The sequence below is a fragment of the Pseudomonas sp. SJZ103 genome (assembly GCF_007828335.1).
Taxonomy (GTDB): domain Bacteria; phylum Pseudomonadota; class Gammaproteobacteria; order Pseudomonadales; family Pseudomonadaceae; genus Aquipseudomonas.
In genome coordinates this window covers 282,373-309,192 of the sequence record NZ_VIUN01000008.1, presented here as the reverse complement: position 1 = coordinate 309,192, position 26,820 = coordinate 282,373, and the positions used below count along the sequence as shown (strand labels likewise).

Sequence of the window (26,820 nt, the reverse complement as noted above, 5' to 3'; positions counted from 1 at the left end):
CTCCTGATCATGCGTATTAGCCTGTAAACCATGTCCCCGGTTAGAAATGTAAACGATGTCCCCGGTTTGTACCGGGGCAAGCCCCCTCCCACATTTGATGGGTGTTGTCAGGACTATTTGTTATTTGCCGCCAGTAATCTGCTTCACCAACTCGGCATGTCCCTTCGCATCATCCGCCCGCGAGATTGCCTGGATCACCAGCAGGTGATTGCCCGAACCACCGAGGAACGTGGAGTTCAACGTCTTGCCGCCGCCTTGGGTGGCGGTGCTGTCCACCTGGCGCAGGCCCAGGCCCTTGAAGGTCAGTTTCTTTTCGCTCAGCTTCTTGAAGTCGGGCAGGGCGGCGCTCTGGTCCTTGACGAAACCGGCCACGGCGCCGTCGAGGAACTGCGGGTCGTTGTCCTTGATGGTTACACCGTCGTTACGCACGGTTTCGGCGACGATCACCACGCTTTTCGTGGTCTGGTTGGCGTACATCGTGCCTTGGGTATCGGCGGTGCCGTCCTCGGCCTTGCCGGCTGGCAGGGCGTCGGCGGCGTAAGCCTTGGGCAGGTTGAAGTTGAACTTACCGCCCAGGGTGGAGATGGTTTGCGTGGCCGGCTTGGCGGCGGCGAACACGCTGCCGGCGGTAAGCGCGAGGGCCAGCAGGACTGCGGTCTTGGTGAAATTGACCATGAAGCGCTCCAAGGATGAACGAAATTGCGGCGTATTCTGTCAGAAAATTCGCAATATCGTTCATCCTTAGCCTCACACCTTGTCGGACTCTTCCTCAAGCCGATCCATCTCAAACAGTCGCGCCAGTTCGGCGCGGGCTTCCTGGGCGGTTTGCATCACCTTGGCCGCATCGTCGTACACCGCATGCTGGGCGGCGAGCACTTGCAGGTCGTGGTTCTTGAAGCGGGTGATGCGGGCATCGGCCTGGGCCTGGCTCAACCCCAGGCCCACCAGGGTACGGCGGCTCATTTCCAGGCTGGAGTAGAAGGTCTCGCGAACCGGTGACGCGTCGAGGTCCACCAGGCGGTGCACGTGCTGGCGGTTACGGGCGCGGGCGATGATCTTCATGTGCGGGTAGAGATTGCGCACCAGTTCGGCGGTCTTGATGTTGATCTCCGGGTCGTCCATGGCGATCACGAAGAACTCCGCCTGGTCGACCTTGGCCGCGTGGAGAATCTCGGGGCGTTGTGGGTCACCGTAGAACACCGGCATGCCGCCGAAACTGCGGGTCAGCTCGATGGTTTCCACCGAGGTGTCGAGGGCGATGAAGGAGATGTTCTGTGCACGCAGGATCCGCGCGACGATCTGGCCCATACGGCCCATGCCGGCGATCACCACCCGCGGCGCATCGCTTTCGATGGTGCGGTATTCCTCCGGTACTTCCACCGGCTTGACCTTGGGCTTGAACAGCTTCGGGCACACCAGCAGCAACAGCGGCGTGACGGCCATGGACAGGGTGATGGTCAGCACCAGCACGTCGTAGAGGTGCGGTTCGAACAGGCCCTGGTCGCGGCCGATCTTGAACACCACAAAGGCGAACTCACCGCCCGCGGCCAGCACCACACCCAGGCGCAGGGCGCTTTCGCGGTTGAGATCACCCACCATACGCCCCACGGCGTACAGCAGCGGCAGCTTCAAACCGATCAACAGCAGGGTCAGGCCGATCACCACCAGCGGCGAGCTGAGCAGCAGGCTGAGGTTGGCGCCCATGCCCACGCTGATAAAGAACAGCCCCAGCAGCAGGCCCTTGAACGGCTCGATCTGGGATTCCAGTTCGTGGCGGTACTCCGAGTCCGCCAGCAGCAGGCCGGCGAGGAAGGCACCGAGGGCCATGGACACGCCCACCAGTTCCATCAACCAGGCGGTGCCGATGACCACCAGCAAGGCGGTGGCGGTGGACACTTCGCGCAGGCCGGTCTTGGCGACGATGCGAAACACCGGCCGCAGCAGGTAGCGCCCGCCGATGATCACCACGGCAATACTGCCGAGGATCTGCAGGACGTGTTGCAGGCCTTGGGCTTCGGTGGTCGGATGATCGCTGCCGGCCAGCAGCGGCACCATGGCAATCAACGGGATCGCGGCGATGTCCTGGAACAGCAGGATCGCAAACGCCAGGCGTCCGTGGGGCTGGTTCAGCTCCTTGCGCTCGGCCAGGCTTTGCAGGCCAAATGCGGTGGACGACAGCGCCAGGCCTAGGCCCAGCACAATCGCGCTGTTCCACGACTGGCCAAACAGCCACAACGCCACCACCCCCATGACCAGGCCGGTGAGCAGCACCTGGGCCAGGCCGACGCCAAATACAGCCTTGCGCATCACCCATAAACGCTTGGGCGACAGTTCCAGGCCGATGATGAACAGCAGCAACACCACGCCCAATTCGGAGAACTGCGCGACGCTTTGCGGGTTCCCGATCAGGCCCAATATCGATGGGCCGATGATCACACCGGCAAACAGATAGCCGAGCACCGCACCTAATTGCAGGCGTTTGGCCAGGGGCACGGTCAGCACGGCGGCGAGCAGGAACACCACGGCTGCTTGTAGCAGGTTGCCTTCATGGGGCATTGCGAACTCCAGGATCTTTAAAACCAATCGACAGGAGGGTATTAGAGCGCTTTTTACCTTTCGAAAATTGTGTTTTTGCTGCGTTTGAAGGGACAACACGCCAGTGCGTGTTTGGCGGCGGGCGGTTCACGCCGGCTTGCGGTACAAACCCACGGCCAGGCCGACGATGATGATCGCAATCGAGATCAGGTCCGGCGTGGAAACACGCTCGCCAATCAGCAGCATCGAACTGCTGATCCCGAACACCGGAATCAACAACGACAGTGGCGCCACCGTGGACACCGGGTACAGCTTGAGCAGCGAGTTCCAGCCCCAGTAGGCAAAGTGCGTCGCCAGGTACACCTGAAACAGAATGGACAGGATCGCCATGATGTCGAGGCTCGACTGCAAGCCTTCGAACGGCGCGCTGCCATGCATCAGCCAGGCCATAAGAAATAACGGGATCGGCGGAAACAGGCTGGCCCACACCATGAACGAGAAGACCTCAGTGACCCCCGACTTTTTGATGATGACGTTGCCCACGCTCCAGGCCAGCGCGCTGAATACGATCAGCATCACGCCCAGCACTGCGTGGCTGCCTTCCCGGGTGGAGATGATAGCTGCCAGGCCGATCAGGGCCAGAAATGCACCTGCCATTTGCGTCCCGCGGAGTTTTTCCCTGAACAACACGCAACCCCAGCCCATGGTAAAAAATACGCTGAGTTGAATGATCAATGACGCGATGCCGGGGCTCACACCCCTTTCGATGCCATAGTTGATCACGCCCCACATGCCCAACCCGAAGATGACGCCGTAGGCGGCCACGTAGCTGAATTTGACAGCGGGGCGCTTGATGAAGAACACCAGTGGCAGGGCGGCGAGGGCAAAGCGGATGCCCGTGAGGACGAAGGGGTCGACCGAGCGCAGGCCCAGTTTGGTAATGGGGAAATTCACCCCCCATACCAAGGTGACGAGCACGGCGAGCGCCAGATGTTTTTTCAGCATGGAATGTTCCCTTGGTCATTACAGTTATCCAAGGGCGTGGATGTTAGGGGGTGGTTGGCTGGCCCGCTTGCTATGTAAGGTCATCTTTTGACAGAATCGGGCCATGATTCCGACCTTTGACTCCGCCAGCCCTGAAGCCGTGGTAACACTGCGCGAATACCCTTGCGGCACCGTCTTTGAGCGGCACACGCATTCACGTGGGCAGTTCGCCTATGCCTCCACCGGCGCGCTGAAAATGTTCACCGATCTCGGCAACTGGGTGGTACCGCCGCAACGGGCGATCTGGGTGCCGGGTGGTGTGCCCCATGAAATGCATATGCGCGGGGATGTGGTGATGCTCAATACCTACTTGAACGCCGAGGCGGCTGAGCGGGCGGGGTTGCAGGAGCGCTGCCAAGTGTTTGAAGTGTCGTCCCTGCTCAGGCATTTGCTCGAGGCGGCGTTGGCTATCGACTCCTCGACATTACCCAGCGTGAGGCATCACTGCGTGCTGACGCTGTTGATTGATGAAATCGGAGCCATGCCCGAGCTGCCACTCAGCGCGCCATTGCCGTGCGAGTCGCGGCTGGCGCGAGCCTGTCAGCGCTTCCTGGATGCGCCCACGCAGAAAATCACCCTTGATGAGATGGCTGATTGGTCGAACATGAGCCGGCGCACCTTCACCCGCCATTTCTACGAGGGCACGGGGATGACGTTCGTGTCCTGGCGCCAGCAGGTGTGCCTATTGGAAGCCACCGCACGGCTAAGCCACGGCGCGTCCATCACCGAGGTAGCGCTCGAATTGGGGTTCAGCAGTTCCAGTGCATTCACCTCCGTGTTCCGGCGCAACCTGGGGGATTCGCCGGCGCGCTACCTGGCCAAATCAAAGGCTGCGGCGCAGTTCTGATCCTTCGCGACCGCCACGCCGGTCAGGATTCACCGTCCTACAAGCCTCCCTTTGGTATTATCGCCGTCCCTCGTCACCAGGAGTCACCGGCCCATGCAGCACCAGTGGGATGAAATGCACCGCACCCGCAAGCCCACGTTCGTATTGTGCGGCGAGCCTCAGGGGGATGTGCTCAATCTCTATGTTCACGGTTACTCGGCGTTCTTCAACCGGCAACAACTGGGCAATTTCAAGGCGCAGCTCGCGGGTATCGAAGGGTCGACCAACCTGATGCTGTTCTGGCCGGCGGGGCATTTCCTGGAAAACCTGTTTGCGCCCTTCAAGGATGTGATCGCCGCGATGCTGGGTGGTGGTGGCATCGGTGCTGCGACCGTAGGCGTGGGCAAGGCGATTGCGTATTTTCTCGACCACTATAAAAGCGTCGAGGCGCGGGTGGACGAAGTGGCCAGGAGCTTGCTGCCGGAGCTGGCTAGCTACCTGCATGGCGAGTCGCTGGAGGTGCGGCGTATCAACCTGATCGGTCATTCCCTGGGGGCGCGGATTCTGGTCAAGAGCCTGCTGGCCAGCCCGGACACCGCGCGCGAGCTGCCATTGGACAACCTGCTGTTGATGGGCGGCGCGATCTGTACGTCGAGCCCTTGGGAAGAGGTGTGCGCGCCGCTCAAGGGGCGGGTGATCAATTGCCATTCCAGCAAGGACTGGGCCCTGGCGATGAAGCCGGACACCGAGCGGTGCATCGGCCGGTACGCGATCCCGGTGACGCCGGCGCTCAAGGCCAAGGTCACCAATGTGCACTTGGCCACCTTCGATCACGCCGCCTACTGGCCGCAGTTGCAGACCGTGGTGCAGTACACCGACCTGTTGCAGGAGCGGCGCGGCCTGATTCGTTCCGACCAGCGCAGCAGCGAGGTACGCTTTGCCGAAGAGGACGTCGACTTGTTTCCGGCCCTGGTGCAGGCGCGGCCGGAAGAGCTGAAGTTTCTCGCCGAATTGATGGCGCAAAAGCGCAGTGCATCGATCGACGCCACGGTGCGCGACCCGCTCAAGCTGGCCATCGAGTTGCAGCGCATGGGCGGCGATAGTTTTATGAACCTGGCCCGTGGCCACGGCGTGAATTATCGCCAGATTGCCGAAGATGTGGCGCAGCGGCTGGGGATCAAGTTTTCCGAGCCCGTCGCAACCGTTGCGCTGGCTGACCTTGAAGCCCTGGTCGCGGAAAAACTGATTGAGCAGTACAAGGACAAACTCAGCAACGCCGACCGCCAGGTATTCGACGCAGAGCTCAAGGCGGCTGCACAGAAAGAGCAGGGGCTGTTCAGCCGTTTCGATGTCGGCCGCTCGGCCACTACGGCATTGAGTGGCACGGCGCTGGCCGGGTTGACCGGGTTTATCCTGCGTCGTGGTGCGGCCTCCGCGATCCCGGTGGTCGGCCAGGCGCTGGCGGCGGCGATGCTGCTGGTGAGCGGTGTACGGGCGTTTTCCGGCCCGGCCTATTCGATTACCACCCTGGCGGTGTTGGTGGTCGGGGTGATTCGCCAGCGCATGGAGCGTGAAGCCTTGAACCAGGAGATGGACCTGGTGGTGCAGGTGGTGGAGGCGTTTGACCTGCCTCGGGAGACGGTGATGCGCACCGTTGCGTCTGACTGATAAGCTGAGCCCCTGTCGAGTGTGTTTGCCTGGGATACCGCGTGAAATTCAGCCTGCCGAAAATCGCTACCGCTCCATTCTGCCCGCCGGAAGTGGCGGGCTCCGTCGCCGTTGACCCCACGGCGTCGTTCTTCAAACGCATTCTTATGTTCGCCGGCCCCGGCCTGCTGATCTCCATCGGCTACATGGACCCGGGCAACTGGGCCACGGCCATCGAAGCCGGGTCGCGCTACGGCTACAGCCTGTTGTTCGTGGTGTTGCTCGCCAGTCTGGCGGGGATGGCGGTGCAGTGCCTGTGCTCACGCCTTGGCATCGCCACCGGCAAGGACCTCGCGCAACTGTGCCGTGAGCGCTACAGCAAACGCTCCGCACGCACCCAGTGGGTGTTGGCGGAAATCTCCATCATCGCCACCGACCTCGCCGAAGTGCTCGGCTGCGCCCTGGCGTTTCACCTGCTGCTGGGCGTTTCCCTGACCACCGGCATTGTCATCACCGCCTTCGATACGCTGTTGGTCCTGGCCCTGCAAAACCGTGGTTTTCGCCGCCTGGAAGCGATCATGCTGGCGCTGGTGGCGACCATCGGCGCGTGTTTCTTCATTGAGCTGGTGCTGATCAAACCTTATTGGCCGGATGTGTTCAGTGGTTTCACTCCATCCCTTTCGGCCATCAGCGATGCCGCGCCGTTGTACCTGGCTATCGGTATTCTCGGCGCCACGGTGATGCCCCATAACCTCTACCTGCACAGCTCGATCGTGCAAACCCGCCTGATCGGCAAAGACCTCGCGAGCAAACAGGACGCGGTCAAGCTGGCCCGGATCGACACCATTGGCTCCCTGGCCCTGGCACTGCTGGTCAACGCCGCCATCCTGATACTCGCCGCCTCCGCCTTCTACAAGACGGGGCACACTGAGGTGGTCGAGATCCAGGACGCCTACCGCTTGCTCGACCCGCTGGTGGGCGGCGCCTTTGCCAGCATCCTGTTCGGCATCGCCTTGCTGGCGTCCGGGCAAAGCTCGACCTTTACCGGCACCATCGCCGGGCAAGTGATCATGGAGGGCTACCTCAACCTGCGAATTCCCTGCTGGCAACGCCGCCTGATCACCCGTGGGCTGGCGCTGATCCCGGCGTTTCTCGGGGTGTGGTTGATGGGTGACCAGGCCATTGGCAAGCTGCTGATCCTCAGCCAGGTAGTGCTCAGCCTGCAGTTGCCGTTCGCGTTGTACCCCTTGATCCGCATGACCGGCGACAAGCAACTGATGGGGCCGTTCGTCAATCGCCTGCATACCCGCGTGTTGGCGTGGTTTCTGTTTGCGGTCATCAGTGGGGCCAATGCGTGGTTGATTGGACAGTGGGTGTTCTGAGTTCCGGGCAGTGGGTGTGGACTACACCAGAATGGCCAGGGATGTGTATTGGGCAATCTGCGCGTCGGCGGTCATTAGCCTCATCGGTTCACTGATGGCTGTCGCTACGATGAGCCGATCAAAAGGGTCTTTGTGATGATGCTCAAGATCCTTTACGGCAATCGCGTGTTCTGAGGTGATGGGCAGTTCGACGAAACCGCTTTCAAGGCAATATTCCCGGATTTCGTCCAGGTCGGCATCGAGTTTTCCAAGGCCGACCTTGATCGCCATTTCCCAGAAGGTTGCCGCGCTGACGTAAATCTCTGCGGCATTCTCGATCAGTCGTCGGGCTTTGCTGGATAGCTTCGGGTCATCACTCAGTGCCCAGAGCAGAACATGGGTATCCAGCAGCACCCTCATGGATGGCTGCCTGCAAACGTATCCAGCAGGTCATCTGGCAGGGGCGCTTCAAAATCCTCGGGGACAACCAGCTTTCCTTTCATCACGCCAATTCGCTGACCTTTGGATTTCCCCACGGGGACGAGTTGCGCCATCGCACGTCCATGCTTGGCAATGGTGATAATTTTGCCGGCGGCGGCGTCATCCACCAGTTTTGACAGGTTATTTTTTGCTTCGCCCAAGGGTACGGTAATCATGAGGTGCTCCGCGTATTTTGGCCAAATATAGCCAAAACTGGGCGAGCTATCCAAGACGGGCCGACCGCTGGTTGCCGCCGCGCGTTCATCGCGCGATGGCTTTGGGTACATGAAAACCATGGCATCTCTCCAAAAAAGACATCGCCAAAGTCTGCCGCAATGCACCCAGTCCAAAATATAGTGGCTCGTTAAATCAGACCGAGCCTACTTTTACTACGCGGAAAATTCCTCAACCGCTCATCGATCCCAATACGGCACCGTCCCAAAACACTCCACAAAGTAATCAATCACCGTGCGCACTTTCAGCGACAGGCGCCGGCTCCCCGGCCACAACGCCGCAATCTGCTGGGGCTCGAGGGTTGTCGCCACATCGTAGTCCGTCAGCACCGCCTGCAAGGTGCCGGCGCGCAGGCCTTCGCCGATCAGCCAGGACGGAAACACCACCAGCCCCAGGCCTTGTTCGGCGGCGTGGGTGAGGGTGTCGGCATGGTTGCCGGTGATCGGGCCTTTGACGCTATAGGGTGTCCAGTCGTCCTGGCCCTTGCGGAAAAACCAGCGTTGCTGGCCGGTGATGCCCTTGTAGGCCAGGCACTGGTGGTGGATCAGTTCTTCAGGGTGTCGGGGCATGCCATGCCGGGCCAGGTAGGCGGGGCTGGCCGCGAGGCGAAAGCGCTGGGGTGCGAAGATGCGTGCCTGCATGCTGGAATCGTTGAGCACGCCGATACGAAACAGCAGGTCGGTGCCGTCTTGCAGCGGGTCGACGAAGGTGTCGGTTTGCTGGATGTCCAGTTGCAGTTTCGGGTAGCGCCGGCATAACTCACCCAGCCACGGTGACAGGTGACGCTGGCCGAACACCATCGGTGCGTTGATGCGTACCAGGCCGCTGGGTTCGCTTTCCTGCTCCTGCAGGGCCTGGCCGGCGGCTTCCAGTTGTTCGAGCATCACGCGCGCGTGCCGCCCCAGCAGGCGCCCGGCCTCGGTGGGGCTTACCGCGCGGGTGTGACGATAGAGCAACTGCTGGCCGAGGGCTTGTTCCATCAGTTGGATCTGCCGGGAAATCGAGGAGGGCGCCAAGCCTTCACGGCGGGCTACTTCAGAAAAACTACCGTGATCCAGCACGGCGACGAACAGGCGCAGCGCCTTGAAACTCAATTCATTCAAACCCTGCATCGTGGCTCCGTGCTGTGCGTTCTGCGCAAAGGTGTTGTCCGCATACTCCCATTTATCGCACAGAACGACCACCGGATAATGCGCGTCATCCAATCCTTTGTTGACGTGCAGGTGATGTATGCAAGCAAGTTCCATCGAGGCTGTGGCGCAAGCCACGCCGAAGAAAAACCTCCTACGGCTGCTGCTGTTGCCGCTGGTGATCCTGGCCGGCATGGGCTTGTCGGTCGAGGCAGGATTGCTCGGGCCGCTCGGCGTGCAAGTGGGGCACCTGTGGGCAACCTTGAGCATCTTCGGCGTCGGCTCGGCGATTCTGTTTTTGCTGCTGCTGTTCAGCGGCCCGCAGAAGGGGCCGGCGCTGTCCGAGCTGCCGCGCTGGCAATTGATCGGTGGGTTCCTGGGGCCGATGTACGTGGTGGTGCTGACCCTGGCCACGCCGCACATCGGTATTGCCATGACCATGATCGCGATTTTGTCCGGCCAGGTGGGCAAGAGCGTGCTGATCGATCATTTCGGTTGGTTCGGCACCGCACGCAAACGGGTCAATGGCGAGCGCTGGATAGCCCTGGCGTTGATTGTGGCGGCACTTGTTCTGATAGCACGAGGGTAAGGCGATGAATCTGATTCTGTTATTGGTGCTGGTGATTGCTGCAGGTGCGGTGCTGAGTGTGCAGGCGGCGATCAATGGGCGCCTCGGCCAGTCGGTAGGCGTGTTGCGCAGCAGTCTGCTGACGTTTGCGGTGGGCGCGCTCACCACCGCACTGCTGATTTTCTTCTTCGAACCGGCCCAGACCTTCAGCCTGCTGGACGTGCCCAAATGGCAACTGACCGGCGCATTGTTCGGCGTGGTGTACATGATGGTGATGGTCGGGGCGGTGCCGGTGGTCGGTACTGCGGTGGCAACCGTGGCCGTGATCACCGGGCAATTGGGCATGGGCATGCTGATCGATAACTTCGGGTGGCTGGGCAACCCGGCTGTCGAACTGTCGAGCAGCCGCATCCTGGCGATGGTGTGTCTGGCTCTGGCCTTGGTGTTCATGTACCGCAGCAATACGCGTACCGACTGATGGTTTGAACCATCGCCGACGGCGGGCAGTCACTGCTTAAGGTGCTGGCAACCGCCGCACCGGACGACCATGAAGAAGGAGTCTGGCCATGCCTGATCAAACCTGTGCCTGCCCACATTGCAAGTGTGTGCTGGGCGTCGATGCGGTAATGAAGGACGGTAAGGGCTATTGCTGCCAGGGCTGTGCCGAGCACCATGCCCATGGCGAGCCTTGTTCGGCTGCAACGGGGTGCGAGTGTGCCAAGTCGGCCAAAGGCTGAATACGTTCGCAGGGAGCCTGAAATAGTGGGCTCCCTGCGTATCGATTATTGGGGTTCCAGCTCCAGGCGCAGGCTGTGGTCGGACAAATGCCGGCTGTCTTTTACCACGCCGCTGGTTCGTCGACCTTCGAGTGCCAGCACCAGGGTTTGCGCATCATGCAAATCGTCCGGCAACGGCTGGAACACCTTCAGCACCAGCCAGCCGGGTTTGTGCTGCACGCTCACCTGGCACTCGACATGCTTGGCCAATGGCCCGAACAACGTGTCCCGGGTGTAATCGATGCGCGCTTTGCCGTTGATTGAATCCATGCTCATTTCTCCTTGATCAAGCCTGGGCGCGCACATCCGAGCGGCGCCATTGCACGTTTTTTATGCCGAATTTCTCGGCCTGTTCCTGGCTGGTCTTCTTCACCTGCTCGCGGGCGAAACGGCCGATACGGCCCACGCCAGCGTCACAGCTTGCCCAATGCCAGGCCTCCAAGGTATCCAGCTTTTCCAGACGGATAATGAATGACTTGGCTTCGCCATGGAGGGTGTAGTCGATCACAAACAGTTTTGCGTTATTCATTGGCCCATCAACCCTGGTGGTGTAAACAAGTGATCGCCCCAGGCGGCAAAAATTCACTCGGATTGTCGAGCGGTGGTCATTACCATGACGGCTTACCCATCGATAGACGTGCACCTCATGGCCCTGGCCGCGCCCCCCGACCTCAGTGATCACGCTGTCCCCGTGCAACCCCTGGCACGCACGTACCCGCGTGGCTTGTATGTGGAGCCCCATCGGCACGACTGGGGCCAATTGCTCTATGCCATGAGCGGCGTGATGTGGGTCGAGACGCCTCGTGAAGCCCTGGTGGTGCCGCCCCAGCGTGCGGTCTGGCTGCCGCCGGGGGTTGAGCACGGCATCCGGGTGGTGTCGGATTTGCAGATGCGCAATATCTACTTGCGCCCGGCCTTGGCGGCGACTTTGGACAGCCAGGTGCAGGTGATTGAAGTCGGTGGGCTGCTGCGCGAATTGGTCGTCGCGCTGGTGGAGCAGGGCGACCGCGGTGACGCGGGGTATTACGACGCGGTGGTCGGCCTGGCCCTGCTGGAGTTGCGCCGGGCACGCCGCTCGCAGATCCGTATCGCCATGCCGGTGGAGGCCGATCGCCGGCTGATCAGCGCTTGCCAGGCGGTCATGGCGGCGCCGTCCCTGGAGATACCTTTCGAGCAGCATGCTGAGGCGGCAGGTGCCAGCGTGCGCACCTTGGCGCGGTTGTTCCAGCACCACCTGGGCATGGGCTTTGCCGAATGGCGTCGCCAGGTGCAATTGGCCACGGCGGTGGCCGAGTTGATCCAGGGCCAGTCGGTCAGCGCTATTGCGCGGTCCCTGGGCTATTCGCCGAGCAGTTTCAGCGACATGTTCCGGCGTGAACTGGGGGTGGCGCCTTCTCAATATGTGAGTTGGCCGAAATCCTGAAGCGTTTGGCCGATGCTGCCGGGATGGGCTTCCTACACTAAGCCCATCAAATCACCAGGCGCTGCCCCCATGAGTTACCTGATCTCCCTTGTCATTGGCCTCTTTGTCGGCGTGATCTACGGCGCACTGGACTTCCGCTCGCCCGCACCACCCGCCATTGCGCTGGTGGGCCTGATGGGCATGCTGCTCGGCGAAAAACTCTGGCCCATGGGCCGGCAGTTGGTCAGCGGTTGGTTGTCCTGATTCCTTTTCTCCCTTCGATGGATACTGGCAATGAAAGCACTGCAATTTTCCGCCACTGGCGACCTCACCGCCCTGAGCTTCGTCGACGTCGCCACGCCGGTGCCGGCCGCCGATGAAGTGCTGGTACAGATCAAGGCTGCGGGCCTCAACCCCAGCGATGTGAAGAACGTACTCGGGCGTTTCCCCTACACCACCGTGCCACGCATACCGGGCCGCGACTTTGCCGGCGTGGTCGTGCAAGGTCCGCAGGCGCTGGTGGGGCAGGAGGTCTGGGGCACCGGTCGCGACCTGGGCTTTTTCGCCGACGGTTCCCACGCCCAGTACCTCACCGTCTCGGCCAAAGGTGTGGCGCATAAACCCGCCCCCCTGAGTTTTGCCCAGGCCGCCAGCCTGGGTGTGCCGTACACCACCGCCTGGGATGCGCTGGAGCGCAGTGGCGTGGGCAAAGGCACGCGGTTGCTGGTGATCGGCGCTAATGGGGCGGTGGGCAGTGCGGCATTGGCCTTGGGGAGGGTTCTTGGTGCGCAGGTGTTGGCAGCGGTACGCAAGGCTGACCAGGTCGAGGTGTTGCAGGCGCAAGGGGTCGACGCGATTGCGTTGGGCAAGCCCGAAGCGCTGGGCGCGCAGGTCAATGCGGTATTCAAGGGTGGCGCCGATGTGATCTTCGACACCACCGGTTTCTGGCTGCCGGCGGCCGTGGCAGGCCTGGCGCCGTTCGGCCGCATCGCGATCATTGCCGCGCCGGTGGACGGCCATGTACAACTGCCGGCCCTGGCCCTGTATCGCAAGGGCGGCTCGGTGGTGGGGATCAATTCATTGCTCTACAACTGTGAACAGTGCGCGGTGATGCTGGAGCAGTTCGGGCGTTTCTTCGATGAGGGCCTGCTGCCGCTGCCGACCGGCCTGCGCGAAGTGGCGCTGGCCGATGGCGTGCAGTGCTATGAGGACGTGAATCAAGGCAGTGCGGACAAGATCATTTTGCTGCCTTGACACATCCTGATGTGCACTAGGCTTCTGGGACGCCTTTTTCCCATGCCGACCAGTTCTTGAGGATCGCCTGTACCAGCGGGTTACCCGTGCGGTAGAGGTTTTCCAACGCCGGTACGAACCCTCCCTGGTCGGCGTATTTGAGCAGGTTGTCCACTTCGCTGTAGCCAGGGTACGGGCGGTCGAAGTCCGATCCGGCACGTACGACGGCCAGGCGCTGGATGTCCACCAACCCCTCGCGGCTGGCGCGCAGCAAGGCCTCGTACGTGGAGTTGTCCTCCTGTTGGGTGGTGCAGTACTCGCCTTTGTTATCCGTGAGCAACTTGGTCCACACCTCGGCGCGTTCGCTCAGGCGCGTGCCGGAGAACCAGGTATTGCCCGCCAGGGTGTCGCAGCGGGTGACTTGCGGCGGCTGGTTGGCGGGTGCGGCGGGGTAGTGTTTGCGCCAGGCGGCGGACTCTTTGCTTTCCGTAAGTTCGACTGTGTGCGACAGGGCGAACGCTTTGGCCTGCAGTTTGGGGTTCAGCTCAAACACTTCGGTCTTGTAGTCCAGTGGCGGCTTTTCGTTGGGGCCCTTGGTGTTGATGCCAAGGTAGCCGGTCGGCCAATCCTTGGGTGCATCCCGCGAATCCAGTTCCCACTGGGTGCCGAATTCCACCAGGTAGTGGGCCCAGGCGGCTGTGCCGATGGTGCCGTGTTTCGGGCTGATGCCGGCAATCCCGGCGATCAGGAAATAGCTCTGGCGCAGGTCGAACTTGGGCGACAAGGCCAGGGCCAGGGTGGACGCGGCAGCGTTGGTCTGGCCCATGCCGGTCACCAGCAAGCACACGTCCCGGGTGTTGCAGCGGATCACCGGGTATTCGGCGGACAGGCCCGGCACGCGCACTTCCTGCTTGAGTTCCAGGCGGTCGATCCAGGTTTGCGCCTCGGGGGCGAACATGGTGATCAGCATCACCTTGGGCTTGATGGGGGCAGCAGAATCAGCCAGCACCACGTGGGGAAACAGGGCCAGGCCGACGGCCAGCGAGAGACGGGTAAACGTATTCATCTAATACTCCTTGATCAGAATTGGTAGCCCACGCCGGCGTAATAACCCCAGCCGTCGGAGCGGGCGCGGAAGTTACCCTCGCCGAAGTTCAACTCACTGCCGTCTTCCCAGTTGCCGCCGTTATGAAAATAACGACCGACCAGGGTAAAGCGCAGGTGGGTGAACGAATACAGCAGCACGTTGGTCGCCACCAGGGCGTTGGCGGTGCGCGCCGGGTTGTCCTTGTGCAGGTCCGAGCCGAAATCGTAGTTGGTGAAACCGATGTAGGTCAGCGAGGCGCCGTTGTCGAACTTGCCGATGGGCACGATGTATTTCATCTGCGCGCGGTAGCCGTCCCAGGAATACTCATTGCTGGCGCCGTAGTTTTCCCATTGGTAACGCCCGTAGAAGTTCGCCGACAGGTTGACACGCGAGTGGGTGTCGATGTCGGTGCCGAGGCCGCTGTACAGGGTGTTGGCTCGGTTGGCCTTATTGCTGCCGTGGTCGTAGATCCAGTCGAACGCCACATACCATTCCTTGAACGGGCCGATGGCCAGGCTGCGTCCGGCCAGGTAGTCGATGGAGATACGCGGCTCGTGCTCCATGAAGACTGGCGAGCCATGGTCCCACGCGCCTTTGTCGTTACTGTTGCCGATGCCGAGGATCTTCGGCACGTCGATGTAGCCGTACAACTCGAAGGGCCCCTTGCGGCCGAAGTACTCGTATTCCAGGTAGACATCATCCTGGGGCTTGGGGCCGAAGCTGATGTCTTTGCTGCCGATCAGCGTCAGGTCCTGGTTGAACCATTCCGACAGATAGACGCCTTTTTTCGCCGGGCTGGCCTCAGGGCTCAGGGTTTCGCCCTGTGCTGAGTCATCGACGGGTTTTTCCTGCGCCAAAATGGGCGCGCTGAGTACTCCCGTTACGGCGGCCAGTAGCAAGGAAACACCAAAGCAGGCACGGGGCCTTGAGGTTGGGTGCATTGAAAGTCCCTATTCGTACGCGGTTTGAACCCGATTCATCGGGTCGTGGGGAACTTGGCGGTCAAGTTCGTACCGCAAACGGTTGCACAGGCTGTACCAACTTTACTTAATGGCTTGAATGCCATGGAAAAAAGCAGAATTACTCGACCTTTTGATCAGAAATGACTGGGTGTCATTTTCTCGATGGGGTTGAACAGGTGCATCGCCGTTTCACGGCGGTATTCACTGGGCGTCTGGTGCATCTCGATTCGAAAGTGCCGGTTGAAGTTGGACAGGTTGGCGTAGCCCACTTCAAAACAAATATCCGCCACCGACATCTCGCTTTGCAGCAACAACCGGCAGGCGCGTTGCACGCGGAATTTGCGCATCAGGTCGATAAATCCATGGCCCGTGTTGCGCTTGAAGAAGCGTGAGAAGCCAGGTTCGCTCATGTCCAACTGTTGGGCGATCACTGACAGGCGCACGTCGCCGGTGAGTTCGCGCATCAGGTAGTCGAAGGCCTTGTTGATGCGCTCGGCGCTGCGGGCGTCCAGGGTCGGAGCGTAACAGGGGCTGGCCAGGGCCTTTACCTGCTGCGCCGGGGCGTTTTTCAGGTAGTCGAGCAGTTGCAGGAACAGGGTCAGCCGTTGCAGGCCGTGGGCGCTGCCGATGGCTTCCATCAACCGTGCGGCCTGCACGGCGGTGTCGCCACTGAATTCCAGGCCGCGCCGGGCCTGTTCGAACAACGGCTGCAAGTCGCCGAGTTCGGGCAGGGTCTGGCGCAGGGCAAGCAGGGCGGCGCCGTCGAATTGCAGCACCACGTCGCGACCGCTCAAATGTTCGCCGGGGGCCAGTTCGCCGATCCAGTCATGGGGCAGGTCGGGCCGATCAGGGCCACATGCCCGGCACTGAACGCACCGATATAGTCGCCCGCCACCAACTTGCCGCTGCCCTGGCGAATCAGGTGGATTTCGAATTCAGGGTGGTGGTTCCAGCGCGCCAGATCGTAAGGGTAGTCGTGTTCGAACCAGCGAAAGCAGTGCTGCGGCTCGGGCAGGATCACCTCAAGCTCGGCGGGGCGGTGTTCGAACAGCGTGGCGCGACTGACGGGCATGGTGATGCCTCTTCTATGGGTGCAGTCGCCTCAAAATACGCGGGTTGGCGCTACCTTCGCTACCCCCGGTTTCGCCTGGCACTGATACTTTTTTGCGCCCTATGCAGCGGTTAAAAAAGTATCAGCCAGGCATGCGTCAGGCGTTTGTGAGGGCCTGGCCCAAGCTGCTGTAATCGGCCCTCAACAACAAAAACAACAGGTGGAAACCGCTATGTTCAAGCTCCCGCAAGCGTTGTTCCTGCTTTCCGGCCTGGCCTTGGCCATGCCCAGCCAGGCTGCCGACACTGTGACCATCGCTACCGTCAATAACAGCGACATGATCCGCATGCAGCGTCTGTCCAAGGTGTTCGAGCAGCAGCACCCGGACATCCAGCTCAACTGGGTGGTGCTCGAAGAAAACGTGCTGCGCCAGCGCCTCACCACCGATATCGCCACCCAGGGCGGCCAGTTCGATGTGCTCACCATCGGCACCTACGAAACCCCGCTGTGGGGCGCCAAGCACTGGCTGGAACCGCTGACCCAACTGCCAGCCGATTACGACGCCGACGATATCTTCCCCTCGGTGCGCCAGGGCCTGTCGGTCAACGGCACCTTGTATGCCTTGCCGTTCTACGGGGAAAGCACCGTCACCTACTACCGCACCGACCTGTTCAAGCAAGCCGGCCTGAGCATGCCGGCGCACCCGACCTGGACGCAGCTCGGTGAATTCGCCGCCCAGCTCACCGCCAAGGACAAAGGCCAGTACGGCATGTGCCTGCGCGGCAAGGCCGGTTGGGGCGAGAACATCGCGCTGCTGAGCACCATGGCCAACGCTTTTGGTGCGCGCTGGTTCGATGAGCAGTGGAAGCCTGAGTTGACCAGCCCCGAGTGGACCGCCGCCGCCAACTTCTACGTCAACACCCTCAAGCAATATGGGCCGCCCGGCGTGTCCAGCAACGGTTTCAACGAAACCCTGGCGCTGTTCAACAGCGGCAAGTGCGCGATCTGGGTCGATGCCAGCGTCGCCGGCTCCTTCACCACCGACAAGAGTCAAAGCAAAGTCGCCGACAGCGTAGGCTTCGCCGCGGCCCCCACCGAAGTCACCGACAAAGGCTCCTCCTGGCTGTACGCCTGGTCGCTGGCGATCCCGGCCACTTCCCAGCACAAGGACGCCGCCAAGGCCTTTATCGCCTGGGCCACGTCCAAGGACTACATCCAGTTGGTCGCCGATAAAGAAGGCATCACCAACGTACCGCCCGGTACCCGCCAGTCCACCTACAACGCGGCGTACCTCAAGGCCGCACCGTTTGCCCAGGTGACCCTGGAGATGATGCAGCACGCCGACCCCGCGCACCCGTCGGCCAAACCCGTGCCGTACGTGGGTATCCAGTACGTGACCATCCCGGAGTTCCAGGCCATCGGCACGTCCGTCGGCAAGCTGTTCTCGGCGGCGCTGACAGGGGGCATGTCGGTTGAGCAGGCGTTGCTCCAGGCGCAGTCCACCACCGAGCGCGAAATGAAACGCGCCGGCTATCCCAAATAATGTTCAAAGGACAGATGCCTTATGAAACGACTCGAAGGTAAGAGCGCGCTGATCACCGGATCGGCACGCGGGATTGGCCGCGCGTTTGCCCAGGCCTATATCCATGAAGGCGCGACCGTCGCCATCGCCGATATTAACCTGCAGCGGGCCCAGGCCACCGCCGCCGAGCTTGGCCCACAAGCCTACGCGGTAGCGATGGACGTCACCGACCAGGCTTCCATCGACAGCGCGATTACCGCCGTGGTTGCCCAGGCCGGCAAGCTCGACATCCTGATCAACAACGCGGCGCTGTTCGACCTGGCCCCCATCGTCGACATCAGCCGCGACAGCTTTGATCGGCTGTTCTCGATCAACGTCGCCGGCACGCTGTTCACCCTGCAAGCCGCTGCCCGGCAGATGATCAGCCAGGGGCACGGCGGCAAGATCATCAACATGGCCAGCCAGGCCGGGCGACGCGGTGAGGCGTTGGTGGCGGTGTATTGCGCGACCAAGGCGGCGGTGATCAGCCTCACGCAATCGGCGGGGCTGAACCTGATCAAGCAAGGGATCAACGTCAACGCCATCGCCCCCGGTGTGGTCGATGGTGAGCATTGGGATGGGGTGGATGCGCTGTTTGCCAGGCATGAAGGCCTGGCGCCTGGCGAGAAGAAGCGGCGGGTGGGGGCAGAGGTGCCGTTCGGGCGGATGGGTACGGCTGAAGACCTCACCGGAATGGCGATCTTCCTGGCGTCGAAGGAGGCGGATTATGTGGTGGCGCAAACCTATAACGTCGACGGCGGCAACTGGATGAGCTAAAGCAATTCCCCAATCAAAACTGGGGGAGGGGGCTTGCTCCCGATAGCGGTGGATCAGTCACTTTATTTGCTGACTGTCACACTGCTATCGGGAGCAAGCCTCCTCCCACATTTGAACGTCATCGTTCTTGAAAAGGCGGCTTAGTCGGCAAAACTGCGATCAAAGAAGTAAACCGCCCCAGGCTTCAGATTCTCCACCGTCGCCTGAGGCCTGCCGCCTTCACCCTGCTTCTTGCGCCCCGTCTCGCGCAAATATCCCGCCTCCGTCAGCTTCAACAAGCGCTGGCGAATACTGGTCTTGAGCACCGGTCGCTCCAGCACCAGGGAAAAGATCGTGGTCGCCTCCGGCGCGCTGAACTCATTGCCCAGGAACATCAGCGGCAAGCTGCTGTACAGCGACTTGGAAAACAGCCGGTCCTGCACCGCCGCGACGATGCTGTTGTGGTCGAACGGTAACTTGATACTGCCATCGGCCACCGCCTTCAGCGGGAACCAGCCTTGATGCTCACTCGGCGCCACCTCATCCGCGATGATCGCCAGGTAGTACGTTGACGACGACCAGCAACGCGGATCGCGAAACGCATCGCCCACCGTGCCCACTTGCTCGCTCCAGGCCAGCTCCAGGCCGACCTTGCTGCTGGTGCGCAAGCGTTCCACCGCATCCTGGAGGCTCAGATCTTGCACGCCGCCATTCACCACCACGCCCGGCAGCGCCCAATGCCCGGCGAAGGGCTCGGCTTCGCGCTTGTTCAAGAGCAGCTTGAGTTCCCCGGCGGCGCGGCAGTAGCACAGCACGCACAGGTCGACGGTATGGAGGTAGGGGCTAAGGGGCATGTGACGTCCTTCTGAACAGCGGTGGGGCACAGTCTAACGGATCGGACAGATATGTCATGTACTGGCTCCAGGGTAGATAACCAAATGTTTCTTGCAATGAAAGTACATGACGTGTACTTTTGTTTCCAGGCCACAGGAGAACCGCCATGACCCTTGCGAAAACTGCCATTGCTTCATTCGACGTCGATGCCCAGAAGAGCTTCACGCCGCTGTGCCCCAACGAGTTGCCGGTGGCCGGCGGTGACCAGATCGGTGCCGAACTCAACTACATGGCCAGCCTCGCCGGCCACCGCGTCGGCAGCAAGGACGCCCACACCCCGCACGCACCCTGGGTGGTCACGCAGCACAGCGAGATGCTCCAGCCCACCGGCCTGGCCCATGCCGATGTAACCTGGGTCAGCCACTGCGTACCGGGCACCGAAGGCTTTACCTTGCTCGACGAGTTGCCCACGCCCTATGACTACGACTACTTCATCTGGAAGGGTGTCGAACCCGACCTGCACCCCTATGGCGCCTGCTACCACGACCTGCACGACAAACTCTCCACCGGCGTGATCGAGTACCTCAAGGCCCAGGGCGTCAGCCTCGTGATCGTCGGCGGCCTGGCCCTGGACTACTGCGTCAAGACCACCGCCTTGCAACTGCTCAAGGCCGGCCTGGAGGTGGTCCTGCACCTGCCGGCGTGCCGGGGGATCAGCGAGGAGGGCGGCGTACAGGCCGTCAATGAGTTGCTCAAGGCCGGTGCTGTCATCAGCAGCACCCGCGAAGAACTGGCCGCGATGGCCACGCGTTAAGGAAATACACCATGGAAAGTGCCTACGACTACGAAGCCCCGGTGATCCAGGGTTTGCTCGACACCGACTACTACACCTTCACCATGATGCAGGCGGTGTTGCACCAGCACCCGAATGTCGATGTGGAATACAACTTCATCGTGCGCTCCAAGGAAAAACTCGGCCACCTGATCCCCGAACTGCGCGCCGAGCTTGAGAACATGGCCGGCCTGCAGATGCGTGAGGGCGAGCTGCGCTTTCTGTTCAACCCACGCTTTCGCGAATACCTGACCCCCGACTACGAACGCTTCCTCGGCCTGTTCCGCTTCAACCTGCGCTATATCCACGTCAGCGAAGTCGACGGCCAACTGAACATCCGTGTGGTCGGGCCGATGCTGCACTGCATCATGTTCGAGCAACCGGTACTGGCACTGGTCAGCGAGCTGCGCAACCGCGCCAAATACCCCGACGTGACCCTGGAAGACGTCACCCGCAAGCTCTACCAGAAGTTCGACTGGCTGGAGAAAAACCTCAGCCGCGACGAGTTGGCCGACCTGCGCGTCTCCGACTTCTCCACGCGCCGGCGCCTGTCGTTCAAGGCCCAGCGCGAAGTGGTGGACATCATGCGCCGCGACTTCCCCGGCCAGTTCGTCGGTACCAGCAATGCGCACCTGGCTTACGAATTCGACCTGCCGCTGATCGGCACCATGGCGCACCAGTGGATGATGGTGCACCAGCAACTGGGGCGGTTGCGCGAAAGCCAGAACGCCGGCCTGGAAAACTGGGTGCGTGAATACCGCGGTCGCCTGGGCATTGCCTTGACCGACACCATCAGCACCGATTTTTTCCTCAAGGATTTCGACCTGTACTTCGCCAAGCTCTACGACGGCCTGCGCCAGGACTCCGGTGATCCCATCGCCTGGGCCGACAAGGTGCTGGCCCGCTACAAACAGCTGGGCATCGACCCGATGACCAAGGACCTGATGTTCTCCGACGGCCTGAACTTCGAAAAGTGCCTGCCGATCCTGCGGCACATCCGTGGCAAGGCCAAGTTCGGTTTCGGCATGGGCACCAGCCTGGCCTGTGATGTGGAGGGTGTGGAGCCGCTGAGCATCGTCATGAAGCTGGTGCGCGTGCACGGCGAACCGGTGGTGAAGTTCTCCGATGACCCGGTGAAGAACGTCTGCGAAGACCCCTCGTTTTTGCAGTACGCAGCGAAGGTATTCAATGTCGGCAACGTGGAGGTGTAACATGCAGGAACGTATCGCGCAGGAACTCAATATCGATCGCACATTGGTGAAGGGCGGTGAAGCCCAGGAAATCCAGCGGCGCATTGACTTCATCAAGACCACCTTGCGCCATTCAGGCTGCAAGGCCCTGGTACTGGGGATCAGCGGCGGCGTCGATTCCCTCACCGCCGGCCGCCTGTGCCAGCTGGCGGTGGAGCAATTGCGTACCGAGGACTACGCCGCGCGCTTTATCGCCATGCGCCTGCCCTACAAGACCCAGGCCGATGAGCGCGACGCCCAGGCCTCGCTGGATTTCATCACCCCGGACCACATCGACACCCTGAACATCGGCGCCAGCGTCGACGGCCTGATGGCCAGCCTGACCGCCACCGCCGCCAGCGCCGCCCAGGTCGACTTCATCAAAGGCAACGTCAAGGCCCGCACCCGCATGATCGCCCAGTACGCCGTGGCCAACCTGCACAATGGCCTGGTGGTCGGCACCGACCATGGCGCCGAAGCACTGATGGGTTTTTTCACCAAATTCGGCGACGGCGCCTGCGACCTGGCACCGCTGTCGGGCCTGACCAAGACCCAGGTGCGCCTGTTGGCCAGTGCCCTTGGCGCGCCGGCGAACCTGGTGCACAAGCAACCCACGGCCGACCTCGAGGAACTGGCGCCGGGCAAGCTGGATGAACAGGCCTATGGCTGCACGTACGAAGAGATCGATGCGTACCTGATGGGCGAGCCGGTGAGTGAGCGGGTGCGGGACATCGTGGAACGCGCCTACCTGAAGACCGCCCACAAACGCGCGGAACCCATCGTTCCATGATCGTTCCCATGCTCAACGCTCAATCGACCGACTCCACCGCACCTTCCTTGGGCCGCGCATATTCCATCGGCACGCCGAGCAGTTTCTGGGTTGCGACCTGGGTCGGGGTGAGGGGCAATAGTGCGGTTTCGTCGGCTTGCACCGGCTCGCAGATCTTCGCCGAGCTGGCGATGTATTCCAGCACGTTGGGGCCGACGGTTTTTGGCCAGGCCTTGAAGCCGGGCTCCACGTTGGTTTCGTCGCCGCCCCGCAGGCGGTTGAACATCAGGAAACCATGGTGCCGCCGTTCATGCCCAGGTACAGCGTGGGTGCTGGAAGGCATGGCGGGCTTGGCGGTGCCGATCCTCAATCGCGATGGGCATGCGGTGGCAGCGTTGAGCGTAGCGACCATCAGTGATCGCCTGGGGCCTCACACACATTCAGATCGCTGCCAGGGCCACTGATGTGGCCGCTGTCCGAGTCTCCACACCCAACTTCACGTACACATGCTCCAGGTGCTTGTTCACCGTGCGCGGACTCAACCCCAGAATATCGCCAATATCCCGATTGGTTTTCCCGCACGCCACCCAGCGCAGCACCTCCACCTCGCGCTCGGTCAGTTGAAACCTGGCCGATAGCAGTTTTTGCGCCGGCTCGTCTTCCAGTGTCAACACGTTCGACTGCTGCGCCTTTCGCGCCGACAACAAAATCCGTGACGTGCGCAAATGCGCCGCCACCCGCGCCAAGACTTCGTCGGTCTGGATCGGCTTGGTCACGTAATCACTGCCGCCCACCTCAAAACCGCGTACCACGTGTTTGCTGTCGGTCAGCCCGGTCATGAACACCACCGGGATATCCGCGCTGGCCGGTTGGGCCTTGAGCCGGCGGCAGGTCTCGAAACCGTCCAGGCCGGGCATCATCGCGTCCAGCAGGATCAGGTCCGGACGCCGGCGTTGCACGCGGTTCAGGGCGCTCAGGCCGTCGAGGGCCACCAGCACCATGTAGCCGGCGTCGTCGAGGGCATCGGAGAGCATCGCCAGGTTGTCGGGCGTATCGTCGACGATCAGCACCACGCCGGGTTCAGTGCTGCGGGTGAGTGCATTCATCTTCGGCCTCCTTGAGGGTTCGGTTGAGTTCATCCAGGCGGAAACCCTTGAGCAGCCCGCGAACCTTGGTAATAAAGGGTTTGGTATCGGGGCGCTGTTCAAGGATCGTGTCGAGCTTTTCGTGCAGGCCGCGCACATAGCCGATGGCGCTGAGTTCGGCAAGTGCGGCAAGGTCGTCAGGGCTGGGCAACACACTGGGTCGCGTCGGCGGTGTCAAGCTTCTGGTGCGCCGCAGCCAGTGCAGATCCAGATGCTGTTGCAGGCGCCCGAGCAGTTCCGGGGTGCGCACCGGCTTGGCCAGGTAGTCGTTGCAGGCGGCGGCGATGCAGCGTTCGCGGTCGTCGGTAAAGGCGTTGGCGGAGATCACGATGATCGGCGCGTTCGACAGCGCATTGCGGCGGATCAGGCGGCTGGTTTCCCAGCCATCCAGGGTCGGCATCGACAGGTCCATCAGGATCAGGTCCGGCGCCAGCAACGCCACCTGGCGGATCGCATCCTGGCCATTGCTGGCCTGGATCACTTCAAACCCCAGCGGCGTCAGCATGCCGCTGAGCACTTTGCGATGGTCCACATGGTCATCCACCACCAGGATGCGTCGGCGTACTCCGTGATAACCGATGATGTCGTGCTCCACATGCACCACGGCTTGCGGCGCGCGTACTTGGGACAGGAACAAACGCACCTGGAAGCACGTGCCCTTGTCCAGCTCACTGGTCACACGCAACTCGCCGCCCATCAACGAGGTGAGCATGCGCGTGATGGTCAGGCCCAGGCCCACGCCCTTGTCCTGGCGCATCAGGTCACCACGTTCGAATGGCTGGAAAATCCGCTCCAACTGTCCCGGATCGATGCCGATACCGGTGTCGATGATTTCAAAATTGGCGGTCTCGCGCCGATAACTGACCCGCAGGCACACCTCGCCGCTGTCGGTGAAATTCACCGCATTGCCGAGCAGGTTGATCAGGATCTGGCGCACGCGTTTTTCATCGCCGCGCACCACTGCCGGGATCTTGCCCACGCAGTCCAGGCGAAAGCGCAGGCCCTTGTCACGGGCCTGGGGCGTGAACATTTGCTCCAGGTCATGGATCAGCTCGGGAAAGGGGATTTCGGTGAGTTCCAGGCGTAGCTTGCCGGCCTCGATCTTGGCCACGTCGAGCAGGCCGTCGATCAGCGACAGCAGGTGCGAGCCACTGCGCAGTATGGTCGCCAGTGCGTCCTGATGCTGCTCGGGCATGGCGCTGTCGCGCTGCAGAATCTGGGTGAAGCCGAGAATGCTGTTGAGCGGCGTGCGCAGTTCATGGGACAACCCGGTGACATAGCGGCTCTTGGCGGCGTTGGCGGCTTCGGAGGCTTCCTTGGCCTGTTGCAGGGCTTGGTCGGTGAGGCTGTGGGCATCGATTTCCTGCATCAGCAGCAGGGTCTGGCGGTCGGACTCTTCCTGGGCGACGCGGCGGCTTTCGCGGGTCAGCACCACCCACCACGCGAGCACGGCGGCCAATACCGAGAGGGTGAGAAAAGCCTTGAAGAACGCCTGGTAAAGGGTTTCCGAATGGGGCAAGCCTTGGGCAGCCTGGACATAGATCAACGCCAATGCCCCCGCAAGCATCAGCACCAGTGCGAGCAATAAACCCAGGTAATGCGCCAGGCGCGTATGCAAGCGCGGCATCAAGGTGTTGGGCAGCAACCAGCGCAACACGCCTTCGAATTGGCTGACCAGTCGCCCGTGGGGTTTGCAACGGTCGCCGCAGCGCGCATCCAGCGAGCAACACAACGAACAGATCGGCGTGCTGTAGGCTGGGCAGAACGCCATGTCGGCGGTCTCGAACGGGTTGCTGCACAGCCCGCAGACCGCGTGGGTCGCGGGCGCCACCGGATGAATCAAGTGCACTTCGCTGGTGCGCGCGATGTAGTACTTGCCCTGGGTCAGCCACGCCAACAGCGGCGCCATGATCAGTGCCGTGCCCAGCGCAACGAAGGGCGGCGCGGCCTGGGCAAGGGCGCCGAACAGGCCGAAGTGGGCGAGGATCGATAGCAATGAGGCAATCAGCATCGAGCCGACCCCCACCGGGTTGATATCGTAAAGGTGTGCGCGCTTGAACTCTATATGCCTGGGCGACAACCCCAGGGGCTTGTTGATCACCAGGTCGGCCACCAGCGTGCCGATCCAGGCAATCGCGATATTCGCGTACAGCCCCAGCACCTGGTCGATCACATCGAATACGCCCAGCTCCATCAGCATCAGCGCGATCGCCACGTTGAACACCAGCCATACCACGCGCCCGGGATGGCTGTGGGTCACGCGGGCGAAGAAGTTCGACCAGGCCAGGGAACCGGCGTAGGCGTTGGTCAGGTTGATCTTCATCTGCGAGATGAACACAAACAGCACCATGGCGCCGAGTGCCCATTCCGGTGAGCTGAACACGTAGCGGAATGCGACGAGGTACATCTGGGTCGGCTCGGCGGCGCGTTCCATGGGGATTTCGTGTTGCAGGGCCAGAAACGCGAGGAACGCGCCGGCAAACATTTTCAACGCCCCGGGGATGATCCAGCCGGGGCCGGCACAGAGCAGGGCGGCCCACCAGCGTGTGCGGTTGGCGGCGGTTTTTTCCGGCAGGAAGCGCAGGTAATCGACTTGCTCGCCGATCTGCGTGACCAGTGACAGGGCCACGGTACAGGCGGCGCTGAACGCCAACAGGTTAAAGCCGCCACCATCGCCAGTGCGCCCGACGAAGCTGGTCCAGTCGCTGAAGGCGTCGGGGTTTTTCCACCCCACAAAGCCGTAGGGCAACACCAGCAACAGCAGCCAGATGGGTTGCGTCCACAGTTGCAAGCGGCTGATCAGGGTCACACCGTACGCCACCAGCGGGATCACCAGCAGTGAGCAGATGACATAGGCGATGCCCAGCGGGATATGGAAATACAGCTCCAGTGCCAAGGCCATGATCGCCGCTTCCAGGGCGAAAAACAGGAAAGTGAAGCTGGCGTAGATCAGCGAGGTGATGGTGGAACCGATATAGCCGAAGCCGGCGCCACGGGTGAGCAGGTCCATGTCCACGCCGTAGCGCGCGGCGTAATAACTGATGGGCAGGCCGGTGAGGAAGATCACCAGGCTGATGGTCAGAATCGCCCAGAAGGTGTTGGTGAAGCCGTAACTCAAGGCCAGTACGCCACCGATGGCTTCCAGCGCCAGGAACGACACCGCGCCCAAGGCGGTGTTCGCGATACGCCACTCCGACCATTTGCGAAAGGACTTGGGGGTGTAGCGCAGGGCGTAGTCTTCCATCGTCTCGTCGGCGACCCAGGTGTTGTAGTCGCGGCGGATCTTGACGATGCGCTGGGTGCCGGGAGGGGATTGCACGGTGGGTAGGCTCCGGGAAGTTGGCGTGATTACTGAGCA

The 26,820-nt window shown here is 61.7% G+C and carries 27 protein-coding genes and 3 pseudogenes; 15 read left to right on the top strand and 15 right to left on the bottom strand.

The genetic code is table 11. The features are described from left to right. Nucleotides 1-120 precede the first annotated feature (120 nt). The 3 genes from FBY10_RS19125 to FBY10_RS19115 form a co-directional block, all read right to left on the bottom strand. On the bottom strand, nt 121-675 hold the full coding sequence (locus FBY10_RS19125) for a hypothetical protein (RefSeq protein ID WP_145337217.1): 555 nt from the start codon (nt 673-675) through the stop codon (nt 121-123). Between the two features lie 72 nt (nt 676-747). Then, a complete protein-coding gene (locus tag FBY10_RS19120; protein ID WP_145337218.1) occupies nt 748-2,556 on the bottom strand; it encodes a monovalent cation:proton antiporter-2 (CPA2) family protein in 1,809 nt (602 codons plus the stop codon). A 126-nt stretch (nt 2,557-2,682) separates the two neighbouring features. Next, nucleotides 2,683-3,540 carry an EamA family transporter gene (locus FBY10_RS19115; RefSeq protein WP_131700706.1) on the bottom strand — a complete coding sequence of 286 codons (858 nt, stop codon included), beginning with the start codon at nt 3,538-3,540 and terminating at the stop codon, nt 2,683-2,685. Between the two features lie 103 nt (nt 3,541-3,643). Here FBY10_RS19115 and FBY10_RS19110 point away from each other — a divergent pair, with 103 nt between their 5' ends. The 3 genes from FBY10_RS19110 (at nt 3,644) to FBY10_RS19100 (ending at nt 7,434) form a co-directional block, all read left to right on the top strand. After that, on the top strand, nt 3,644-4,426 hold the full coding sequence (locus FBY10_RS19110; RefSeq protein WP_145337219.1) for a helix-turn-helix domain-containing protein: 783 nt from the start codon (nt 3,644-3,646) through the stop codon (nt 4,424-4,426). Between the two features lie 93 nt (nt 4,427-4,519). Beyond that, the gene (locus FBY10_RS19105; RefSeq protein ID WP_145337220.1) at nt 4,520-6,073 is read left to right on the top strand and encodes a DUF726 domain-containing protein; all 1,554 of its coding nucleotides are present in this window, start codon (nt 4,520-4,522) and stop codon (nt 6,071-6,073) included. A gap of 41 nt (nt 6,074-6,114) precedes the next feature. Next, the gene (locus tag FBY10_RS19100) at nt 6,115-7,434 is read left to right on the top strand and encodes an Nramp family divalent metal transporter (protein WP_145337221.1); all 1,320 of its coding nucleotides are present in this window, start codon (nt 6,115-6,117) and stop codon (nt 7,432-7,434) included. Between the two features lie 21 nt (nt 7,435-7,455). On the opposite strand, the gene FBY10_RS19095 is transcribed toward FBY10_RS19100, so the two are convergent. The 3 genes from FBY10_RS19095 to FBY10_RS19085 all read right to left on the bottom strand — a co-directional run bounded on the left by FBY10_RS19095 (nt 7,456) and on the right by FBY10_RS19085 (nt 9,239). After that, on the bottom strand, nt 7,456-7,833 hold the full coding sequence (locus FBY10_RS19095; protein WP_131700710.1) for a type II toxin-antitoxin system VapC family toxin: 378 nt from the start codon (nt 7,831-7,833) through the stop codon (nt 7,456-7,458). Continuing rightward, nucleotides 7,830-8,180 carry a type II toxin-antitoxin system Phd/YefM family antitoxin gene (locus tag FBY10_RS19090; RefSeq protein WP_371920983.1) on the bottom strand — a complete coding sequence of 117 codons (351 nt, stop codon included), beginning with the start codon at nt 8,178-8,180 and terminating at the stop codon, nt 7,830-7,832. The genes FBY10_RS19095 and FBY10_RS19090 overlap by 4 nt, the downstream gene beginning before the upstream one ends. Nucleotides 8,181-8,306: 126 nt before the next feature. Beyond that, a complete protein-coding gene (locus FBY10_RS19085; protein ID WP_145337222.1) occupies nt 8,307-9,239 on the bottom strand; it encodes a LysR family transcriptional regulator in 933 nt (310 codons plus the stop codon). A gap of 118 nt (nt 9,240-9,357) precedes the next feature. Here FBY10_RS19085 and FBY10_RS19080 point away from each other — a divergent pair, with 118 nt between their 5' ends. From FBY10_RS19080 to FBY10_RS19070, 3 genes are all read left to right on the top strand, one after another. Beyond that, nucleotides 9,358-9,846, top strand: a complete 489-nt coding sequence (locus tag FBY10_RS19080; RefSeq protein ID WP_065939787.1) for a DMT family transporter — start codon at nt 9,358-9,360, stop codon at nt 9,844-9,846. Nucleotides 9,847-9,850: 4 nt separating this feature from the next. Further along, the gene (locus tag FBY10_RS19075) at nt 9,851-10,303 is read left to right on the top strand and encodes a DMT family transporter (protein ID WP_131700714.1); all 453 of its coding nucleotides are present in this window, start codon (nt 9,851-9,853) and stop codon (nt 10,301-10,303) included. An 88-nt stretch (nt 10,304-10,391) separates the two neighbouring features. Beyond that, entirely contained in the window at nt 10,392-10,562 is a 171-nt protein-coding gene (locus FBY10_RS19070; protein ID WP_131700715.1) for a metallothionein, read from the top strand. A 45-nt stretch (nt 10,563-10,607) separates the two neighbouring features. On the opposite strand, the gene FBY10_RS19065 is transcribed toward FBY10_RS19070, so the two are convergent. Further along, entirely contained in the window at nt 10,608-10,871 is a 264-nt protein-coding gene (locus FBY10_RS19065; protein WP_145337223.1) for a hypothetical protein, read from the bottom strand. Nucleotides 10,872-10,887: 16 nt separating this feature from the next. Then, entirely contained in the window at nt 10,888-11,130 is a 243-nt protein-coding gene (locus FBY10_RS19060) for a DUF6555 family protein (protein ID WP_131700717.1), read from the bottom strand. Nucleotides 11,131-11,247: 117 nt separating this feature from the next. On the opposite strand from FBY10_RS19060, the gene FBY10_RS19055 reads away from it, so the two are divergent. The 3 genes from FBY10_RS19055 (at nt 11,248) to FBY10_RS19045 (ending at nt 13,257) form a co-directional block, all read left to right on the top strand. Next, entirely contained in the window at nt 11,248-12,024 is a 777-nt protein-coding gene (locus FBY10_RS19055; protein ID WP_145337341.1) for a helix-turn-helix transcriptional regulator, read from the top strand. A 69-nt stretch (nt 12,025-12,093) separates the two neighbouring features. Beyond that, complete coding sequence (locus FBY10_RS19050; protein ID WP_131700718.1) at nt 12,094-12,267, top strand: DUF1427 family protein; 174 nt, start codon at nt 12,094-12,096, stop codon at nt 12,265-12,267. A 30-nt stretch (nt 12,268-12,297) separates the two neighbouring features. Then, nucleotides 12,298-13,257, top strand: coding sequence for a zinc-binding alcohol dehydrogenase family protein (locus FBY10_RS19045; protein WP_145337224.1), 960 nt, complete (start codon nt 12,298-12,300; stop codon nt 13,255-13,257). Nucleotides 13,258-13,273: 16 nt separating this feature from the next. Here the strand turns inward: FBY10_RS19045 and FBY10_RS19040 are convergent, their stop codons facing one another. From FBY10_RS19040 to FBY10_RS19030, 3 genes and pseudogenes are all read right to left on the bottom strand, one after another. Beyond that, on the bottom strand, nt 13,274-14,302 hold the full coding sequence (locus FBY10_RS19040) for a purine nucleoside permease (RefSeq protein WP_145337225.1): 1,029 nt from the start codon (nt 14,300-14,302) through the stop codon (nt 13,274-13,276). Nucleotides 14,303-14,316: 14 nt separating this feature from the next. Beyond that, on the bottom strand, nt 14,317-15,264 hold the full coding sequence (locus FBY10_RS19035; RefSeq protein WP_027607506.1) for a nucleoside-specific channel-forming protein Tsx: 948 nt from the start codon (nt 15,262-15,264) through the stop codon (nt 14,317-14,319). A 155-nt stretch (nt 15,265-15,419) separates the two neighbouring features. Continuing rightward, nucleotides 15,420-16,357, bottom strand: a pseudogene (locus FBY10_RS19030) (helix-turn-helix domain-containing protein). Between the two features lie 211 nt (nt 16,358-16,568). On the opposite strand from FBY10_RS19030, the gene FBY10_RS19025 reads away from it, so the two are divergent. Then, nucleotides 16,569-17,879, top strand: coding sequence for a sugar ABC transporter substrate-binding protein (locus tag FBY10_RS19025; RefSeq protein ID WP_131700158.1), 1,311 nt, complete (start codon nt 16,569-16,571; stop codon nt 17,877-17,879). A 21-nt stretch (nt 17,880-17,900) separates the two neighbouring features. After that, nucleotides 17,901-18,674, top strand: coding sequence for an L-iditol 2-dehydrogenase (locus FBY10_RS19020; RefSeq protein WP_145337226.1), 774 nt, complete (start codon nt 17,901-17,903; stop codon nt 18,672-18,674). A 140-nt stretch (nt 18,675-18,814) separates the two neighbouring features. Here FBY10_RS19020 and FBY10_RS19015 read toward each other — a convergent pair whose 3' ends face one another. After that, on the bottom strand, nt 18,815-19,507 hold the full coding sequence (locus FBY10_RS19015; protein WP_131700160.1) for an NUDIX hydrolase: 693 nt from the start codon (nt 19,505-19,507) through the stop codon (nt 18,815-18,817). A 146-nt stretch (nt 19,508-19,653) separates the two neighbouring features. On the opposite strand from FBY10_RS19015, the gene FBY10_RS19010 reads away from it, so the two are divergent. The 3 genes from FBY10_RS19010 to nadE are packed head-to-tail and all read left to right on the top strand — an operon-like array spanning nt 19,654 to nt 22,338. Beyond that, on the top strand, nt 19,654-20,301 hold the full coding sequence (locus FBY10_RS19010) for a nicotinamidase (RefSeq protein WP_145337227.1): 648 nt from the start codon (nt 19,654-19,656) through the stop codon (nt 20,299-20,301). A gap of 11 nt (nt 20,302-20,312) precedes the next feature. Continuing rightward, nucleotides 20,313-21,530 carry a nicotinate phosphoribosyltransferase gene (gene pncB, locus FBY10_RS19005; protein WP_131700162.1) on the top strand — a complete coding sequence of 406 codons (1,218 nt, stop codon included), beginning with the start codon at nt 20,313-20,315 and terminating at the stop codon, nt 21,528-21,530. 1 nt (nt 21,531) lies between these two features. Further along, nucleotides 21,532-22,338, top strand: a complete 807-nt coding sequence (nadE, locus tag FBY10_RS19000; protein ID WP_145337228.1) for an ammonia-dependent NAD(+) synthetase — start codon at nt 21,532-21,534, stop codon at nt 22,336-22,338. A 34-nt stretch (nt 22,339-22,372) separates the two neighbouring features. Here nadE and FBY10_RS18995 read toward each other — a convergent pair. Next, nucleotides 22,373-22,615, bottom strand: a pseudogene (locus FBY10_RS18995) (ABC transporter substrate-binding protein); the annotation flags it as partial. A gap of 31 nt (nt 22,616-22,646) precedes the next feature. On the opposite strand from FBY10_RS18995, the pseudogene FBY10_RS18990 reads away from it, so the two are divergent. After that, nucleotides 22,647-22,748: pseudogene (locus FBY10_RS18990) on the top strand (IclR family transcriptional regulator); the annotation flags it as partial. Nucleotides 22,749-22,757: 9 nt separating this feature from the next. Here the strand turns inward: FBY10_RS18990 and FBY10_RS18985 are convergent. Then, nucleotides 22,758-23,423, bottom strand: coding sequence for a response regulator (locus FBY10_RS18985; protein ID WP_131700164.1), 666 nt, complete (start codon nt 23,421-23,423; stop codon nt 22,758-22,760). Next, nucleotides 23,398-26,781 carry an ATP-binding protein gene (locus FBY10_RS18980; RefSeq protein ID WP_131700165.1) on the bottom strand — a complete coding sequence of 1,128 codons (3,384 nt, stop codon included), beginning with the start codon at nt 26,779-26,781 and terminating at the stop codon, nt 23,398-23,400. Before FBY10_RS18980 ends, FBY10_RS18985 begins: the two co-directional genes overlap by 26 nt. Nucleotides 26,782-26,820 lie beyond the last annotated feature (39 nt).

What these genes read in the sequence shown, in the direction of transcription:
- FBY10_RS19075 (WP_131700714.1), top strand. Translation starts at nt 9,851, where the DNA reads ATGAATCTGATTCTGTTATTGGTGCTGGTGATTGCTGCAGGTGCGGTG.
- FBY10_RS19110 (WP_145337219.1), top strand. Translation starts at nt 3,644, where the DNA reads ATGATTCCGACCTTTGACTCCGCCAGCCCTGAAGCCGTGGTAACACTG.
- FBY10_RS19070 (WP_131700715.1), top strand. Translation starts at nt 10,392, where the DNA reads ATGCCTGATCAAACCTGTGCCTGCCCACATTGCAAGTGTGTGCTGGGC.
- FBY10_RS19020 (WP_145337226.1), top strand. Translation starts at nt 17,901, where the DNA reads ATGAAACGACTCGAAGGTAAGAGCGCGCTGATCACCGGATCGGCACGC.
- FBY10_RS19120 (WP_145337218.1), bottom strand. Translation starts at nt 2,556, where the DNA reads ATGCCCCATGAAGGCAACCTGCTACAAGCAGCCGTGGTGTTCCTGCTC.
- FBY10_RS19080 (WP_065939787.1), top strand. Translation starts at nt 9,358, where the DNA reads ATGCAAGCAAGTTCCATCGAGGCTGTGGCGCAAGCCACGCCGAAGAAA.
- FBY10_RS19035 (WP_027607506.1), bottom strand. Translation starts at nt 15,264, where the DNA reads ATGCACCCAACCTCAAGGCCCCGTGCCTGCTTTGGTGTTTCCTTGCTA.
- FBY10_RS19025 (WP_131700158.1), top strand. Translation starts at nt 16,569, where the DNA reads ATGTTCAAGCTCCCGCAAGCGTTGTTCCTGCTTTCCGGCCTGGCCTTG.
- FBY10_RS19125 (WP_145337217.1), bottom strand. Translation starts at nt 675, where the DNA reads ATGGTCAATTTCACCAAGACCGCAGTCCTGCTGGCCCTCGCGCTTACC.
- FBY10_RS19050 (WP_131700718.1), top strand. Translation starts at nt 12,094, where the DNA reads ATGAGTTACCTGATCTCCCTTGTCATTGGCCTCTTTGTCGGCGTGATC.
- FBY10_RS19055 (WP_145337341.1), top strand. Translation starts at nt 11,248, where the DNA reads ATGGCCCTGGCCGCGCCCCCCGACCTCAGTGATCACGCTGTCCCCGTG.
- FBY10_RS19105 (WP_145337220.1), top strand. Translation starts at nt 4,520, where the DNA reads ATGCAGCACCAGTGGGATGAAATGCACCGCACCCGCAAGCCCACGTTC.
- FBY10_RS19045 (WP_145337224.1), top strand. Translation starts at nt 12,298, where the DNA reads ATGAAAGCACTGCAATTTTCCGCCACTGGCGACCTCACCGCCCTGAGC.
- FBY10_RS19060 (WP_131700717.1), bottom strand. Translation starts at nt 11,130, where the DNA reads ATGAATAACGCAAAACTGTTTGTGATCGACTACACCCTCCATGGCGAA.
- FBY10_RS19090 (WP_371920983.1), bottom strand. Translation starts at nt 8,180, where the DNA reads ATGTACCCAAAGCCATCGCGCGATGAACGCGCGGCGGCAACCAGCGGT.
- FBY10_RS19015 (WP_131700160.1), bottom strand. Translation starts at nt 19,507, where the DNA reads ATGCCCCTTAGCCCCTACCTCCATACCGTCGACCTGTGCGTGCTGTGC.
- FBY10_RS19085 (WP_145337222.1), bottom strand. Translation starts at nt 9,239, where the DNA reads ATGCAGGGTTTGAATGAATTGAGTTTCAAGGCGCTGCGCCTGTTCGTC.
- FBY10_RS18985 (WP_131700164.1), bottom strand. Translation starts at nt 23,423, where the DNA reads ATGAATGCACTCACCCGCAGCACTGAACCCGGCGTGGTGCTGATCGTC.
- FBY10_RS19040 (WP_145337225.1), bottom strand. Translation starts at nt 14,302, where the DNA reads ATGAATACGTTTACCCGTCTCTCGCTGGCCGTCGGCCTGGCCCTGTTT.
- FBY10_RS19115 (WP_131700706.1), bottom strand. Translation starts at nt 3,540, where the DNA reads ATGCTGAAAAAACATCTGGCGCTCGCCGTGCTCGTCACCTTGGTATGG.
- FBY10_RS19010 (WP_145337227.1), top strand. Translation starts at nt 19,654, where the DNA reads ATGACCCTTGCGAAAACTGCCATTGCTTCATTCGACGTCGATGCCCAG.
- pncB (WP_131700162.1), top strand. Translation starts at nt 20,313, where the DNA reads ATGGAAAGTGCCTACGACTACGAAGCCCCGGTGATCCAGGGTTTGCTC.
- FBY10_RS19095 (WP_131700710.1), bottom strand. Translation starts at nt 7,833, where the DNA reads ATGAGGGTGCTGCTGGATACCCATGTTCTGCTCTGGGCACTGAGTGAT.
- FBY10_RS19065 (WP_145337223.1), bottom strand. Translation starts at nt 10,871, where the DNA reads ATGGATTCAATCAACGGCAAAGCGCGCATCGATTACACCCGGGACACG.
- nadE (WP_145337228.1), top strand. Translation starts at nt 21,532, where the DNA reads ATGCAGGAACGTATCGCGCAGGAACTCAATATCGATCGCACATTGGTG.